Source organism: Bradyrhizobium sp. (assembly GCF_035309285.1).
In the GTDB taxonomy this organism is placed as follows: Bacteria; Pseudomonadota; Alphaproteobacteria; order Rhizobiales; family Xanthobacteraceae; genus Bradyrhizobium.
Genome location: NZ_DATGFH010000060.1, coordinates 15,857 through 29,678 on the forward strand (window position 1 = coordinate 15,857; position 13,822 = coordinate 29,678).

The window sequence follows — 13,822 nt, forward strand, 5'->3', positions numbered from 1 at the left end:
ATTCAATGGTTGTTCGCAAACGGGAAAGAGACAGACATCATGGCCCTCGAAGAAGCGATCGCGCCGCTCGCCGCGCTTGACGTCACGATAGAACCGGTGGCCGCCGAAGCGGTCCCGACCCCGGCATCCCCGCGTGCCGGTGGCGACCGCACCCGCTTTGCGCTCTTGACCGGTCCGATCCTGCCGACGCTGTTGAAGCTGGCGCTGCCGACGGTGACCGTGCTGGTGGCGCAGACTGCGGTCAGCATTGCGGAAGCCTGGTATGTCGGATTCCTCGGCACCGATGCGCTCGCAGGCGCCGCGCTGGTGTTTCCGGTCTTCATGCTGATGGCGATGATGTCGAATGGCGGGCTCGGCAGCGGCGTTGCGTCGTCGGTGGCGCGCGCCGTTGGCGCCGACCGCCGCAGCGACGCGAATGCGCTCTTGTTTCACGCGATGGTGCTGGCCATCATCGTCGGCGCGCTGTTCACGGCTGGCACGGTCCTGGGCGGGCCGGCGCTCTATCGGACACTCGGAGGACGCGGCAACGCGCTCGAGGCGGCAGTCAAATATTCCGATTATCTGTTTGCCGGCTCGATCCCGGTGTGGATCGTCAACCTGCAGGCGGCGGCGTTGCGCGGCGCCGGCAATGTCAAGGTGCCTGCGATGGTGGTGCTGGTGGGCGCGGTGGTGACGATCCCGCTTTCGCCGCTCCTGATCTTTGGGCTCGGCCCCGTCCCGCGGCTTGGCATCGCCGGCGCCGGCATCGCATTCGGCGTTTATTATTGCGCAGCGATGCTGTTCCTGCTGCGCTACATGGCGTCAGGCCGCTCGGGCCTCACTTTCCGGATCGTGCCGCTGCGTGCCTACCTTTTTGCCGACATCCTGAAGGTCGGCATCCCGACGTCGCTGAACGCCGTGCTGACCAATCTCACCGTCGTTCTCGTCACCGGCGCGGTCGGCCTGTTCGGCACGTCGGCGCTCGCCGGCTACGGCATCTCCTCGCGACTCGATTACATCATGATCCCGCTGTTGTTCGGCATCAGCACGGCGACGTTGACCATGGTCGGTGTCAACATGGGCGCCGGCGAGACAGCGCGCGCAAGAAGGATCGGGTGGATCAGCGGCATCGTCGGCTTTCTCCTCACCGGCACGATCGGCCTCGCCGTCGCGGCTTTCCCGGCCGCCTGGCTCAATCTGTTCAGTCACGATGCGCAGGTCGTGCGCGTCGGCACGACATATTTGCACATCGTCGCGCCGGCTTATGGCGCGCTCGGCTTCGGCTTTGTCGTGGGTTTCGCCGCGCAAGGCACCGGCCACGCGCTGTGGCCGCTCGCCGCCGCCATCGCACGCATCCTGATCGCGGCAGGCGGCGGATGGATCGCCGTTGCTACGCTTGGCGGCGGTATCTCGGCGCTGGCCGCGATGGTGACGGCGGCGATGCTGACTTCGGCCGCCATCAACACGATTGTGATGCTGTCGCCGGCGGTCTGGCGCGCGGAGAAGCCCTAGCTAGCTGCCCTCATACGCCCTCCTCACGCCTTCGATATCGAGCTTGACCATGCCGAGCATCGCCTGCATGGCGCGTTGCGCGCCGGCACGGTCGGGCCCGCCGAGATATTTCGGCAGCGCCGTCGGCACGATCTGCCAGGACACGCCATAGCGGTCCTTGAGCCAGCCGCAGCGCACCGCCTGCCCGCCACCGGCGAGCAAGCCATCCCAGAGGCGGTCGACCTCGGCCTGGTCGGCGCAGTCGATCTTGAACGAGATCGCATGCGTGTATTCAAAACGCGTGTCGCCGCCGTTCAGTGCCATGAAGCGCTGGCCGGCGAACGTGAACTCCACCAGCAGCACGGTCCCGGCCTTGCCGGAGGGACCGTCGATCACGTTCTTCTGCACCGTCTCGATCTTAGAGCCAGGCAGCAGCGAGACGTAGAAATTCGCTGCCTCTTCCGCCTCGCCGTTGAACCACAGGCAGGGTGAGATTTTGGACATGGGCTTGCTCCCGGTGTGGCTTTGCGATCAGGCGTGAGCCGGCGCGGCCATCGCCTTGGCGGCAGCCTCGACATCCATCCACATCACTTCCCAGATGTGACCGTCGGGATCTTCAAAGCTGCGGCCATACATGAAGCCATAATCCTGCTGCGGCGTCGGATCGAGCGCGCCGCCGGCAGCCTTGGCCTTGCCGACCACGTCGTCGACCGCCTCGCGGCTGTCGGCGGAAAGGCAGATCAGCACCTCGCTCGTGGTCCTGGCGTCGGCGATCTTCTTGCTGGTGAACTGCTGGTACTTGTCGTGGGTAAGCAGCATGGCGTGGATGGTGTCGGAGAACACCATGCAGGAGGCGGTGTGGTCCGAGAACTGCTCGTTCTTGACGGCGCCGATCGCCTGGTAGAAGGCGCTGGCGCGCTCGAGATCGCTGACGGGCAGGTTTACGAAGATCAGTTTGGCCATGAAGGGCTCCTTTTCGCTTGCGTTCCGCCCAAGGACGAACCCGCGGGAGCCGTTCCGACATACGACAAATGATTTTTTCGACCGTCATTCCGGGGCGATACGACCCGTCTACGCTCGCTCGGCGAGCTTCGCCGGGTGGGGGTCCGCCGAAGCGTCGAGCCCGGAATCTCGAGATTCCGGGTCCAGTGCTGCGCACTGTCCCGGAATGACCGTTACGCGGTCACGTCGCAATCGGGCTCGGCATGTTCAAAAACGAGCGCGCCACGTGCCAGAACAATTGCCGGTTGATCGCGAGCACCACCGAATGCGCGGTGCCGGGCAGGATCACGAACTGGCGGTCGCCGTTCGGCAGCTTGTTGAAGAACTCCTCGAGGTCGGCGACAGCGGCGATGCCGTCATACTCGCCACGTATCAAAAGTACGGGTGCCAGCACTTTTTCCGGATGCACGAGCGGCAGGTTGGCGGTCATGTCGAGATAAGTGCCGGTCGGGACCTGGTCGCCGAATTGGAGCTCGACGTCGGCCAGAGCCTCGATCACCGCGGGATCGGAGGTGCCGGGCTTGTCGCGGGTCGCGATCGAGCGGATCATGTCTCGGTCGCGTTTGCGCAAATTGTGCGTGCGATAATAGTCGACCTGCTCGGCGCGCTTCTTCAGCGTCGGCGAGCCCGCGCCCTTGTAGGTGAAGGCGGTGAAGACCAGGCGATTGATGCGGTCGGGCGCAGCCATGGCATAGGCGCCGGCGCGCAGCGCGCCCGAGGATTCACCGACGAAGTGATATTTTTGCTGGCCGGTTTCGCGCGCCAGCACTTCAGCCGCGGCCTTGAGGTCCTCGACCCCGCTCGCGACATCGGAATTGCCCGAGGTGCGGCCGGACTTGCCGTAATTCTCGTGGTCCATGGTCCAGCAATCGAAGCCGTAACGGGCAAACTCATTCATCACGGAATATTCGCCCTTGCCCGGCACGTGCAGGTCGAACACGCGGGAGGTGACGGACGAGCCGTGGACGAAGAACACGACCGGCCGTGCCGGTTCGCCGGCCTTCGGCGGGCTCAGGCGCTTGCGGAACATCCAGAGCGGAACGTCGCCCTTCTTGGCCCAATATTCGCCGCTCCAGATCGAGCTGTTGTCGGCAACATCGGAAGTCTCGGCCCTGACCGGCGAGGCCTGATCCAGCGTGCCCGCGATCAGGCCGAGGCCTGCTGCTTTAAGGATCGTGCGCCGCGGAAGCGGATTCTCCAGATGTGTCATGATGTTTCCCCTGGATGTGTTTCCCCTGGATGTGTTTCCCCTCGATCGCTTGTTTTCGATCGAACAATTGTAGTTTTCGACCGATAAATTGAGCGTAGCAGCGCCGATGCTGCTTTAAAAGCAGTGTGCACTGCACCGCGCCAACAGCATCGCGCGAGTCCGGGATTATGGATTCCGGGCCTGCGCCTGGCGGCGCATCCCGGAATGACGAGGGTGTTATTTCCCCGTAAACTTCGGCTTGCGCTTCTCGGCGAACGCCTTGACGCCTTCCTTCAGGTCCTCGCTGGTGCGGATCGGGTCGAGGATGCGGCGCGCTTCGGCAACCGTCTCCAATGGTCCCTTGGGCATCGCCTCGCGCGCGAGCTTCTTCAGCGCCTGCACCACCAGCGGCGCATTGCCGGCGATCTTTGCCGCCATCTCCTGCGCGATCACAAGGTGCTGGTCCTTTGGCGCAATCCTGTTGACAAACCCGATCTGATAGGCGCGCTCGACCGGCAATTCTTCGCCGATCAGCAGAAACTCCATCGCAATCTTGTGCGGCATCCGCGACACCACTGAGGAAACGCCACCCGCGGTGGTGCCGATCTTGGCTTCGGGATAGATGAAGCGGGTGGTCTCCGAGGCCACGCAGAGATCGGCCATCTGCACCAGCACAAAGCCGCCGCCGACCACCCAGCCCGAGGTCGCCGCGATCACCGGCTTGTCCAGATCGACGCCAAGCCCCGGCACAGCGTGCCACATGTTGACCGGAAGATCCTTCACATCGGCGCCGACGCAGAAATAGGCTTCCTCGCATGAGGCCAGCACGGCGACGCGGTCGTCGCTGTCGCGAAAGCGCAGCCAGGCCTCACGCAGCTCGTCGCAGAGTGCGTTGTTGAGCGCGTTGTGCACGGACGCGCGATCCATGGTGATGGTCGCGACGTGGTCCTTGCTTTCGTAGCGAACGAGTGACATGCAGTTTCGCCCCCCAGATTTTGTTCTTATGTCGTTCCGGGGCGCGCGTCAGCGCGAACCCGGAACTTCGAGATTCCGGGCTCGGCGCTTCGCACCGCCCCGGAATGACGGAGCCCTATTTCTTCTCATCCGGATGGCGATGGACCGGATCGACCCAGAGCACGGTCTGCGGCTTCTCGACCGGCTCGATGTCGAGATTGATCGCGACCGCCTCGCCGTCGGAACGCACCAGCACGCATTCCAGCACCTCGTCGGGGCTCGCATTGATCTCCTGGTGCGGCACGTAGGGCGGCACGAAGATGAAATCGCCGGGCCCGGCTTCCGCGGTGAACTGCAGCTTCTCGCCCCAGCGCATCCGCGCCTTGCCCTTCACCACATAGATGATGCTTTCGAGATGGCCGTGATGATGCGCGCCGGTCTTGGCGTCGGGCTTGATGGTCACCGTGCCGGCCCAGAGCTTCTGTGCGCCCGCACGCGCGAAGTTGATCGCGGCCTTGCGGTCCATGCCCGCCGTCGAGGGCACGTTGGGATCGAGCTGGTTACCGGGGATGACACGGACGCCATCATGCTTCCAGCGTTCATCGTCGTGATGGTGCGAGTGGTGGCCGTGAGCGTGATCGTGAGTAACCGTCATCTTGATATCCAAAGTTCCTTTCAGCGCCATTTCGCCAGCACGTCCGGATTGACCACGTTGGTCGGCGTGCCGGCTGCATAGGAGATAATCTGGTCGAAGATATCCGTGAATTGAATCTCGTATTCATCCCGCGAGACATAGCCGATATGCGGTGTCGCGATGACGTTATCCATATTGAGCAAGGGATGGCCCATGTCGCGCAGCGGCTCCTGCTCGAACACGTCGACCGCGGCATAACCGGGCCGCCCCCCGCGCAGCGCCTGGACCAGCGCACCCGGCTCGATCAGGCCGGCGCGGCTGGTGTTGACGATGGTCGCGGTCGGCTTCATCCGCGCGAGGTCTTCGGCTTTGACGATGCCGCGCGTGGCGTCGACCAGGCGCATGTGCAGCGAGATGTAATCGCATTGCTCGAAGAACGCAGCCTTGCTCGCCGCGGTGTCGTAGCCGTCGGCCCGCGCCTTCGCCATCGCGGGCGCGCGCGCCCAGACCAGCACCCGCATGCCGAAGGCCCTGGCATAGCCAGCGACAACCGCGCCGATCCGGCCATAGCCATAGATGCCGAGCGTCTTGCCGCGAACGGTCGAACCGACGCCGGACTGCCAATGGCCCGCCTTCAGCGACGTCACCTGCTGCGGGATCATCCGCGCCGAGGCGAGCACCAGGCCCCAGGTCAGCTCGGCGGTGGCATAGGACGGCGTATCGGCGTGCTGCCCCGAGGAGACGACGATGCCGAGCCGAGTGCAGGTATCGATATCGATATGCGGATAAACACTGCGCTGGCTGATCAGCTTCAGCTTCGGCAGGCGCTCCAATAGCGGCGCGCGGATCTGCGTGCGCTCGCGGATCAACACCAGCGCCTCGGTACCCTTCAGCCGCTCGACGAGCTTGTCGACGTCCTGGACGTGGTCGTTCCAGATGGTGACGTCGTGGCCCTTCAGCTTGGCGAAGCAATCGAGGGTGCGTACCGTATCGAAATAATCGTCGAGGATGGTGACCTTCACGAGACACCGCTCCCCTATTTCACCGCGAGCAACTCGACGTCGAAGATCAGGGTCGCGTTCGGCGGGATCACGCCGCCGGCGCCGCGCGCGCCATAGCCGAGCGCTGGCGGGATGATCAGCGTGCGCTTGCCGCCGACCTTCATGGTGGCGACGCCCTCGTCCCAGCCCGCGATCACACGATGCTGGCCGATCGGAAACTCGAACGGCTCTTTGCGGTCGACGGAAGAGTCGAACTTCTTGCCTTTCTGGCCATTCTCGTAGAGCCAGCCGGTGTAATGCATCACGCAGATCTGGCCCGGTTTCGGCGAGGGCCCGGTGCCGACCTTGGTATCGATGATCTGCAATCCTGAAGCTGTGGTCATGGGTTTGGTCATGGATTTTCCTGCGGCTTGCGCGAACGCGCCCGCCGGCGCCAACGCGAGTGTGACCAGCGCGATGGCGATGGCCGCGAGACAAGAGATCGTTGCGTGCCGGAAATGCATTCGTTCACCTTCGTTGTTCAATGCGGGAGGCTGTTTAGCGTAAGGTCGTGGACGTTACCACCCACCACGTCCCGGATTCTGGGGCCGACGTGCCGGCCCGAGGCGCGCTTAGGCCGCGCTTTGGCTTGGAACGTTTGGCCGCGTGAAGCGTAGGCTCCAGGCTTCCGTCGCTCGACACCCCCGGAACGGCGGGAGTTGTCTTGGGCCCCGGCGTCGGACGAGCCGCCGGGGCCGACACGGGAGGATGAAATGCCGCTTTACCATTTTGATTTGGTCAACACGAAAACCCATCTCGATGCAGGCGACGCAGAGTTGCCGGACGACATCGAGGCAATGGACTGCGCCGATTCGATCGCACGGCGCGTCCTGACAGTTCGGCCGGAGGTGAAGAACCACCACTATTCCATCCTCGTCACTAACGAGGAAGGCGAAGAAATCTGCCGCCTGCCGATCGATATTATTCACTGACGGGCGGCGATAACGCATTCGAACGGGAGCGCCCATCGCACGGGCGCATCAGCCGACCTGTTCCTGCCGAGAGTCCGGCTGAACATGACTGACGCCCGGCTGCGTTGCGCGGCCGGGCTTTTTCTTTGCAGCCGCCGCGGCCGCAAGCGAACGTGCGGCCGCTCCGCCAACCGAAACGTCAAGAATGGTTCCCATTACAATCAGGTAATTTTCGGTTGCAATGCGGCGTTCCGTTCCCATGTCGAGAGCATGAAGCAATCGGACGTATTTCGGGAAAACGCGGAAAATTGCCTGCAGCTTGCGGAGCGTGCTGACGGTCAGCCGACCTTCAAGCGCTACGTACGCATGGCCAAGGCATGGATGGCGCTTGCTGAAGAGCAGGATTGGCTCGACGGCGAGGTCCCGCCCCTGACGATCAAGACTGCCTGATCCGCGTGCCCGCCCGTTAATTTGGGAGGCAATGTCATGCGTCTTCGCATCGCATTGGCGGTATTGGCTGCCGCCTTTTTCTTTGCCACCGCCGTCGCGACCGTTGTCACGGTGCGGGAAGTGAAAACTCATACCTACTCACTAACGCCGCCAACTGCACGCATTTAGCGGGCATTTCGTTCACTTCATATCGGCGCGATCTCAGGAACCAAGTTCCCATTTGTGCGTAGCACCACTGCTAGCCACAACTTTGGGTCATCGCATTGGACGCCCGCACGACGGGGCGCGGCCCCGCAGAAAAACCTCGGCTCCCGGCGCCCCAGTCCGAAGTGACGCCCGGCCAGGACAAAACGAGAGAGACGAACGAGCAGCGGCAGGACGCGGCGAAACCACCGTCATCGCTGCGAGATCGCGTGCGCGAGCGTTGGCTGCTCGTCACTGTCGTATGCTGCCTGGTGCTTGTCGCCACCATCGGCGGGCTCGCCTACTGGCTCAGCATTCGCGACTACGAGTCAACGGACGACGCTTTCATTGCCGCGCGCTCATTCTCGGTTGCGCCCAAGGTCGGCGGCTATGTGACTGAGGTGCCCGTCACCGACAACCAGCATGTCAACGCCGGTGATCTGCTCGCCAAGATCGACGACCGCGACTACGTCAACGCTGTCAATCAGGCCCGGGCTCAGGTGGCGGTGGCGCAGGCCAACATCGATAACATCCAGGCGCAAATCGACAGCCAGCATCAGCAGATCGATCAAGCCAAGGCGCAGGTCGACCAGGCCGAGGCGCAACTGCAGTTCGCCCAGCAGGAAGAGAAACGCGCCAAGGACCTCGTTGAAAAAGGGGCCGGCACGGTGCAGCGCGAACAGCAGACGCGCTCCGATCTGCAATCGCAGCAAGCCAATGAAGCGCGGACCAAGGCCGCGCTGATCGCCGCCGACCTCGGCATCAAGACGCTCGAAGCCCAGCTCGAAAGCGCGCGCGCCTCGCTGCAGCAGGCCAAGGCCCAGCTCGATCAGGCCAATCTCAATCTGCAATACACGCGCGTAACGGCCGCGCAATCCGGACGCGTCGTCAAGCTTTCCGGCGCGGTCGGAACCTTCACGACCGCGGGCCAGAGCCTGATGATGTTCGTGCCGGACGAGATCTGGATCGTCGCGAACTACAAGGAGACCCAGCTTGCGGACATGCGGCCCGGCCAGCCGGTCGTCTTCACGATCGACGCCTATCCCGGCCGCAAGCTGACCGGCCGCGTGGCCTCGGTGCAGCCCGGTTCGGGCACGGTATTCAGCCTGCTGCCTGCGGAGAATGCGACCGGCAATTACGTCAAGGTCGTGCAGCGCGTGCCGGTGAAGATCGTGGTCGACCACTGGCCCGCCGATATCGCGATCGGGCCTGGCATGTCGGTCGTGCCCTGGACCAAGGTGCGATGACCGACGCCACACAGGGGGCGGCCGGCTGGTCGCCGGAGCGCTCCGCGGCCGGCGGACACAATCCCTATCTGATCGCATTCGTTGTCTCGATCGCGACCTTCATGGAGGTGCTGGACACCACCATCGCCAATGTCGCCTTGCGTCATATCGCAGGCGCCTTGGCCGTTGGCATCGATGAGAGCACCTATGTCATCACGAGCTATCTCGTCGCGAACGCCATCGTGCTCTCGATCTCGGGCTGGCTGTCGACGGTGATCGGTCGCAAGCGCTTCTATATGCTTTGCGTCGCCACCTTTACGTTCGCCTCGTTCTTGTGCGGAATAGCCTGGAATCTGGAAGCGCTGGTTCTGTTTCGCATCCTGCAAGGGATCGGCGGCGGCGGCATGGCGACCAGCGAGCAGGCGATCCTCGCTGATACCTTTCCGCCTCATCAACGCGGCCAGGCCTTTGCCATCTACGGCATCGCCGTCGTGGTCGCTCCGGTGATCGGACCGACGCTGGGCGGCTGGATCACCGACACCTATACCTGGCACTGGATATTCCTGATCAACGTGCCGATGGGACTGTTGTCGTTGTTCCTGGTTGGAACGCTGGTCAACGAGCCTTCCGGCGCGGAGGCGGAGCGGCAAAGGCTGCTGAGCCGGGGATTGCGCGTCGACTATGTCGGCTTCGTGCTGGTTGCGATCGGGCTCGGTTCGCTGGAATTCGTCCTCGACGAGGGCCAGCGCAACGACTGGTTCGGATCGCAGATGATCACCGCATTCGCGATCACCTCCGCGTTCTGCCTGATCGCACTGGTGGTCTGGGAGCTGCTTCAGGAGGAACCCATCATCGATGTCCGCCTGCTGGGACAGCGGCAGTTCGGCGCCTGCTTCATCGCGATGCTCGGCACCGGCGCCATCGTCATCGCAACCACGCAGATCCTGCCCCAACTGCTGCAGGCCGAATTGGGCTACACAGCATTCCTGGCAGGACTGGTGCTGTCGCCGGCCGGCCTCGTCACCATGGCGATGATGCCGGTCACGGGGATACTGATCGGGTCGGTGCAGCCCAAATACCTGATCGCGGCGGGAGGCGCGATCGCGGCGCTGTCGATGTGGCATCTCACCGGCATCACCGGCGATATCAGCTATGGTTACGCGACGATGTCGCGCATCTACCTCGCGTTCGCCCTGCCACTGCTGTTCCTCCCCATCACGACAGCGTCCTATGACGGCATTCCACCCGAAAAGACCAACCAGGCTTCTGCGCTGATCAATGTCGCCCGCAATCTCGGGGGATCGATGGGCGTCGCCCTGTCCCAGACGGTCCTGGCCCAGCGCCAGCAGTTTCATCAGAGCCGGCTCATCGAGCACATGGCGCCGTCCGATCTCGGCTATCAACAAACCATCGACGCCATGACCCAATTCTTCGAGGCGCAGGGCTCGAATGCGTCGGATGCAGCGAGTCAGGCAATCGCCTGGGTCGGACAGGCGCTGCAGCATCAGATCGATCTGCTCGCCTTTATCGACGTCTTCTGGACGCTCGCCGTCATCGGCGCGCTCATGGTGCCGGTGGCCCTTTCGCTCAGGCCGATCAACCTGGGGGCGCCGCCAGCGGCACATTGAAACCGGGCGTTCAATAGCCGAGCGCGCAACCGTCCTTGCGCGGATCGGATCCGCCGGTCAGCGTGCCCTTGTCCCAATCGATCCAGATCGCCTGGCCGCCGCCGAGCGGACCGACCACGCTCGTGGTCTTGTGGCCGAGCTTCTTCAAGCCTTCGACAGTCGCCGCCGGCACGCCGTCCTCGAGCTGGTAGACGCCCTCGTAGTGCAGCCCGCGCGGCATATCGATCGCTTCCTGCACGTCGCAGCCATAGTCGAGGATGTTGGTCAGAACATGGGTCTGCCCGACCGGCTGATACTGTCCGCCCATCACGCCGTACGGCATCACCGCACGGCCGTTCTTTGTCGCGAGCGCAGGGATGATGGTGTGCAACGGCCGCTTCTTCGGCGCGATGCAGTTGGGATGTCCGGGCTGAATGCGGAAGCCGCCGGCGCGGTTCTGCAGCAAAATGCCAGTCTTGTTGGAAACGATCGCCGAGCCAAAGGAATGTGCGACCGAATTGATGAAGGAACAGACGTTGCGGTCCCTGTCGACCACCGTGATGTAGATGGTCGAGGGATTCATCGGCGGCGCGACATTCGGCAGATCGAGCAGGCCATCCATCCGGATCTTACCGACATATTCGTCGGCAAAATCCTTGGCCAGGATGCGCACCACATCAACGTTCACCTGCGCAGGGTCGCCGATATATTGCTCGCGCATCATGTAGGCGATGCGCGCGGCCTCGGCTTCGAGGTGGAAGCGCTCGACGCTGAGCGGCGCGAACTTCGTGAGGTCGAAGCGCGACAGGATGTTGAGCATCACCAGCATGGTGATGCCGGGTCCGTTCGGTGGGCATTGCCAGACGTCGAGCCCCTTGTACATCGTGCCGATCGGCGAGGTCACTTCCGTGGTGTGCTCGGCGAAATCCTCGACCGTGTGCAGGCCGCCGATCGAGCGCAGCGTCTCGACCATGTCTTCGGCGATCTCGCCCTTGTAGAAGGCGTCGCGACCGCCCTTCGCGATCGCTCGCAGCGTCTTGCCGAGCTCCGGCTGATGGAGCACCTCGCCTGCCAGCATCGGCCTGCCATGCGGCAAGAAATAGCGAACCGTATTGGTGCCGTTCTTCAACTTCTCGAATTGGTTCTTCCAGTCGAAGGCGATGCGCGGGGCGACCACATAGCCCTCTTCCGCGGCCTTGATCGCGGGTTGCAGCAGGACATCGAGCCCGAACTTGCCGTGGTCGCGCAGGATCGTCTGCCAGGCGTCGATGGCGCCGGGAATGGAGACCGAATGCGCCGAGGTCAGCGGCACCGCGTGGATCTTGCGCTCGAGGTACCATTCAACATTGGCAGCAGCAGGCGCCCGGCCCGAGCCGTTATAGGCGGCGATCTTGCCCTCGCCTCGCGGCTGGATCAGCGCAAAGCAATCGCCGCCAATTCCGGTCGATTGCGGCTCGATCACCGCGAGCAGCGCCGAGGCCGCCACCGCGGCATCTGCCGCGGTCCCGCCATCCCGCAGCACGTCGATTCCGGCGAGTGCCGCTTGCGGGTGCGAGGTCGCGACCATGCCGTTCTGGCAATGGACTGTTGAACGGCCGGCGAAATGGAAATTCCTCATGCGAAAGCGCTCACTTTTGTCGTCTTTGCTGGGCCTGCCAGGGAAATGCGGCGTTACATGGCATATTCCTGCCGGGCTCAGCAATGGCCTGGCATACCAACGCCAATGCAGGAATTACAGGGTTTCCACAGGAATACCCGCCTGATAGACCCCCCTCATGCCCTTCAAGGTCGCCGCCTTCTATCAATTCGCCGCGCTTGCCGATTATCGTGCGCTGCGCGAACCCCTGCGCGCAACCTGCGCGCGGCTCTCGCTCAAGGGCAGCATCCTGCTCGCCGCGGAGGGCATCAACGGCACGGTCGCCGGAGGCGATGACGGCATCGATGCCCTCATCGAAGAGCTGCGCCGCGGCGCGCTGTTCGGCGGTCGGCTCGACCACCTCGAGTTGAAATTTTCGCGCGCGCAAGCGATGCCCTTTGGCCGGCTCAAGGTGCGGCTGAAGAAGGAGATCGTCACGCTTGGCGATGCGAGCGCCGATCCGACGCGGCAGGTCGGCGTCTATGTCGAGCCGGGCGACTGGAACGCGCTGATCGCCTCGCCGGATACGCTCGTGATCGACACCCGCAACGCCTTCGAGGTCGCGATGGGGAGTTTCGACGGCGCGCTCGATCCCAACATCGCGCGCTTTGGACAGTTCAAGGAGTTTGTCGCGCAAAAGCTCGATCCGGCCAAACACAACAAGATCGCGATGTTCTGCACCGGCGGCATCCGCTGCGAGAAAGCAAGTTCGCTTTTACTCGCGCAGGGGTTTGCGGAAGTCTATCATCTCAAGGGCGGCATCCTGAAATATCTGGAGGAGGTGCCGGAAGCGATGAGCCGCTGGCGCGGCGAATGCTTTGTGTTCGACGAGCGCGTCGCGCTCGGCCACGGCCTGCGCGAACGCGTCAAGGAAGTCGTCAGCGATGAGTGAGCAAGAGCTTTCCGAGCGCATCGATGCATTGGAGTCGCGCCTGACGTACCAGGACGAAACCATCGAACAGCTCAACGCGACCATCACGGCGCAGTGGCAGCAGATCGATGCGCTGACGCGTCAACTCGCCGCCTTGAGCGAGCGCCTGCAGGAGGCCGAGGCCAACGCGCCGGCGCCGGCGAATGAGCGGCCGCCACATTATTAGCCGCTAGACGATTATCGAAACGCCCCCTTCACCTTGTCCCACAGCGAAGGATGCGGCTCATTGTCCTGCTTGGTGTCCTTTGCGCTCGGGGCATCGTCACGGTTGCTGTCGTGCCTGGTCGGCGCGGGTTGCGCCGCGCTGACGGGATCGGAGGCCGGAAACGTGTCGATCAGCCCAGCCTCAAGTCTCGCGTGCATTTCGGCATCGGCGCGCGCGGCCGCGTTGGGATCGGCGGCGTGACGGTCGTGGGGTGCGGGATTGAATTTCTCGGCCATGGAAATCCCTCCATGCTCGAAATAACGCCCCCCTTTGGCTGCAGTTCCAGCCTTGAGTTCTGGCCTTGGCCTGACCGGTCGCGACGTGTATCAGGAACCGCAATTGTGCCGGTCCCGCAGGAACGCTTCGCTTGAACCAGATTAAACC

At 63.5% G+C, this 13,822-nt stretch carries 17 protein-coding genes; 8 read left to right on the forward strand and 9 right to left on the reverse strand.

Annotated elements, in window-relative coordinates; genetic code table 11:
* Positions 1-39 precede the first annotated feature (39 nt).
* A complete protein-coding gene (locus VKR55_RS11845; RefSeq protein WP_324403111.1) occupies positions 40-1,491 on the forward strand; it encodes an MATE family efflux transporter in 1,452 nt (483 codons plus the stop codon).
* Here VKR55_RS11845 and VKR55_RS11850 read toward each other — a convergent pair whose 3' ends face one another.
* From VKR55_RS11850 to VKR55_RS11880, 7 genes are all read right to left on the reverse strand, one after another.
* Positions 1,492-1,974, reverse strand: a complete 483-nt coding sequence (locus VKR55_RS11850; RefSeq protein WP_324403113.1) for a VOC family protein — start codon at positions 1,972-1,974, stop codon at positions 1,492-1,494.
* A gap of 27 nt (positions 1,975-2,001) precedes the next feature.
* Positions 2,002-2,433 carry a VOC family protein gene (locus tag VKR55_RS11855; protein WP_324403115.1) on the reverse strand — a complete coding sequence of 144 codons (432 nt, stop codon included), beginning with the start codon at positions 2,431-2,433 and terminating at the stop codon, positions 2,002-2,004.
* 220 nt (positions 2,434-2,653) lie between these two features.
* Positions 2,654-3,682 (reverse strand): alpha/beta hydrolase, encoded by a 1,029-nt coding sequence (locus VKR55_RS11860; protein WP_324403117.1) that lies wholly within the window; start codon positions 3,680-3,682, stop codon positions 2,654-2,656.
* 216 nt (positions 3,683-3,898) lie between these two features.
* Complete coding sequence (locus VKR55_RS11865) at positions 3,899-4,636, reverse strand: enoyl-CoA hydratase/isomerase family protein (RefSeq protein ID WP_324403119.1); 738 nt, start codon at positions 4,634-4,636, stop codon at positions 3,899-3,901.
* 115 nt (positions 4,637-4,751) lie between these two features.
* The gene (locus VKR55_RS11870) at positions 4,752-5,270 is read right to left on the reverse strand and encodes a cupin domain-containing protein (protein ID WP_324403121.1); all 519 of its coding nucleotides are present in this window, start codon (positions 5,268-5,270) and stop codon (positions 4,752-4,754) included.
* 20 nt (positions 5,271-5,290) lie between these two features.
* A complete protein-coding gene (locus VKR55_RS11875) occupies positions 5,291-6,271 on the reverse strand; it encodes a D-2-hydroxyacid dehydrogenase family protein (RefSeq protein ID WP_324403123.1) in 981 nt (326 codons plus the stop codon).
* Positions 6,272-6,285: 14 nt separating this feature from the next.
* Positions 6,286-6,753 carry an FKBP-type peptidyl-prolyl cis-trans isomerase gene (locus tag VKR55_RS11880; RefSeq protein ID WP_324403124.1) on the reverse strand — a complete coding sequence of 156 codons (468 nt, stop codon included), beginning with the start codon at positions 6,751-6,753 and terminating at the stop codon, positions 6,286-6,288.
* A gap of 249 nt (positions 6,754-7,002) precedes the next feature.
* On the opposite strand from VKR55_RS11880, the gene VKR55_RS11885 reads away from it, so the two are divergent.
* The 5 genes from VKR55_RS11885 to VKR55_RS11905 all read left to right on the forward strand — a co-directional run bounded on the left by VKR55_RS11885 (position 7,003) and on the right by VKR55_RS11905 (position 10,687).
* Positions 7,003-7,221, forward strand: a complete 219-nt coding sequence (locus VKR55_RS11885) for a DUF6894 family protein (RefSeq protein WP_324403127.1) — start codon at positions 7,003-7,005, stop codon at positions 7,219-7,221.
* Positions 7,222-7,470: 249 nt separating this feature from the next.
* A complete protein-coding gene (locus VKR55_RS11890) occupies positions 7,471-7,650 on the forward strand; it encodes a hypothetical protein (protein ID WP_324403129.1) in 180 nt (59 codons plus the stop codon).
* Between the two features lie 36 nt (positions 7,651-7,686).
* Positions 7,687-7,818, forward strand: coding sequence for a hypothetical protein (locus VKR55_RS11895; RefSeq protein WP_324403131.1), 132 nt, complete (start codon positions 7,687-7,689; stop codon positions 7,816-7,818).
* Positions 7,819-7,979: 161 nt separating this feature from the next.
* A complete protein-coding gene (locus tag VKR55_RS11900; RefSeq protein WP_414642343.1) occupies positions 7,980-9,080 on the forward strand; it encodes an HlyD family secretion protein in 1,101 nt (366 codons plus the stop codon).
* Positions 9,077-10,687, forward strand: a complete 1,611-nt coding sequence (locus tag VKR55_RS11905) for a DHA2 family efflux MFS transporter permease subunit (protein WP_324403134.1) — start codon at positions 9,077-9,079, stop codon at positions 10,685-10,687. Before VKR55_RS11900 ends, VKR55_RS11905 begins: the two co-directional genes overlap by 4 nt.
* A 10-nt stretch (positions 10,688-10,697) precedes the next feature.
* Here the strand turns inward: VKR55_RS11905 and ggt are convergent, their stop codons facing one another.
* Entirely contained in the window at positions 10,698-12,284 is a 1,587-nt protein-coding gene (gene ggt / locus VKR55_RS11910; protein ID WP_324403136.1) for a gamma-glutamyltransferase, read from the reverse strand.
* Positions 12,285-12,441: 157 nt separating this feature from the next.
* Here ggt and trhO point away from each other — a divergent pair, with 157 nt between their 5' ends.
* Positions 12,442-13,194 carry an oxygen-dependent tRNA uridine(34) hydroxylase TrhO gene (trhO, locus tag VKR55_RS11915; RefSeq protein ID WP_324403138.1) on the forward strand — a complete coding sequence of 251 codons (753 nt, stop codon included), beginning with the start codon at positions 12,442-12,444 and terminating at the stop codon, positions 13,192-13,194.
* Complete coding sequence (locus VKR55_RS11920; protein WP_324403140.1) at positions 13,187-13,399, forward strand: SlyX family protein; 213 nt, start codon at positions 13,187-13,189, stop codon at positions 13,397-13,399. The genes trhO and VKR55_RS11920 overlap by 8 nt, the downstream gene beginning before the upstream one ends.
* A gap of 11 nt (positions 13,400-13,410) precedes the next feature.
* Here the strand turns inward: VKR55_RS11920 and VKR55_RS11925 are convergent, their stop codons facing one another.
* The gene (locus VKR55_RS11925) at positions 13,411-13,674 is read right to left on the reverse strand and encodes a hypothetical protein (RefSeq protein ID WP_324403142.1); all 264 of its coding nucleotides are present in this window, start codon (positions 13,672-13,674) and stop codon (positions 13,411-13,413) included.
* Between the last annotated feature and the right edge of the window lie 148 nt (positions 13,675-13,822).

Excerpts from the sequence above, each read along its gene's own strand:
- VKR55_RS11845 (WP_324403111.1), top strand. The coding sequence starts at position 40 with ATGGCCCTCGAAGAAGCGATCGCGCCGCTCGCCGCGCTTGACGTCACG.
- VKR55_RS11850 (WP_324403113.1), bottom strand. The coding sequence starts at position 1,974 with ATGTCCAAAATCTCACCCTGCCTGTGGTTCAACGGCGAGGCGGAAGAG.
- VKR55_RS11855 (WP_324403115.1), bottom strand. The coding sequence starts at position 2,433 with ATGGCCAAACTGATCTTCGTAAACCTGCCCGTCAGCGATCTCGAGCGC.
- VKR55_RS11860 (WP_324403117.1), bottom strand. The coding sequence starts at position 3,682 with ATGACACATCTGGAGAATCCGCTTCCGCGGCGCACGATCCTTAAAGCA.
- VKR55_RS11865 (WP_324403119.1), bottom strand. The coding sequence starts at position 4,636 with ATGTCACTCGTTCGCTACGAAAGCAAGGACCACGTCGCGACCATCACC.
- VKR55_RS11870 (WP_324403121.1), bottom strand. The coding sequence starts at position 5,270 with ATGACGGTTACTCACGATCACGCTCACGGCCACCACTCGCACCATCAC.
- VKR55_RS11880 (WP_324403124.1), bottom strand. The coding sequence starts at position 6,753 with ATGCATTTCCGGCACGCAACGATCTCTTGTCTCGCGGCCATCGCCATC.
- VKR55_RS11885 (WP_324403127.1), top strand. The coding sequence starts at position 7,003 with ATGCCGCTTTACCATTTTGATTTGGTCAACACGAAAACCCATCTCGAT.
- VKR55_RS11890 (WP_324403129.1), top strand. The coding sequence starts at position 7,471 with ATGAAGCAATCGGACGTATTTCGGGAAAACGCGGAAAATTGCCTGCAG.
- VKR55_RS11895 (WP_324403131.1), top strand. The coding sequence starts at position 7,687 with ATGCGTCTTCGCATCGCATTGGCGGTATTGGCTGCCGCCTTTTTCTTT.
- VKR55_RS11905 (WP_324403134.1), top strand. The coding sequence starts at position 9,077 with ATGACCGACGCCACACAGGGGGCGGCCGGCTGGTCGCCGGAGCGCTCC.
- ggt (WP_324403136.1), bottom strand. The coding sequence starts at position 12,284 with ATGAGGAATTTCCATTTCGCCGGCCGTTCAACAGTCCATTGCCAGAAC.
- trhO (WP_324403138.1), top strand. The coding sequence starts at position 12,442 with ATGCCCTTCAAGGTCGCCGCCTTCTATCAATTCGCCGCGCTTGCCGAT.
- VKR55_RS11920 (WP_324403140.1), top strand. The coding sequence starts at position 13,187 with ATGAGTGAGCAAGAGCTTTCCGAGCGCATCGATGCATTGGAGTCGCGC.
- VKR55_RS11925 (WP_324403142.1), bottom strand. The coding sequence starts at position 13,674 with ATGGCCGAGAAATTCAATCCCGCACCCCACGACCGTCACGCCGCCGAT.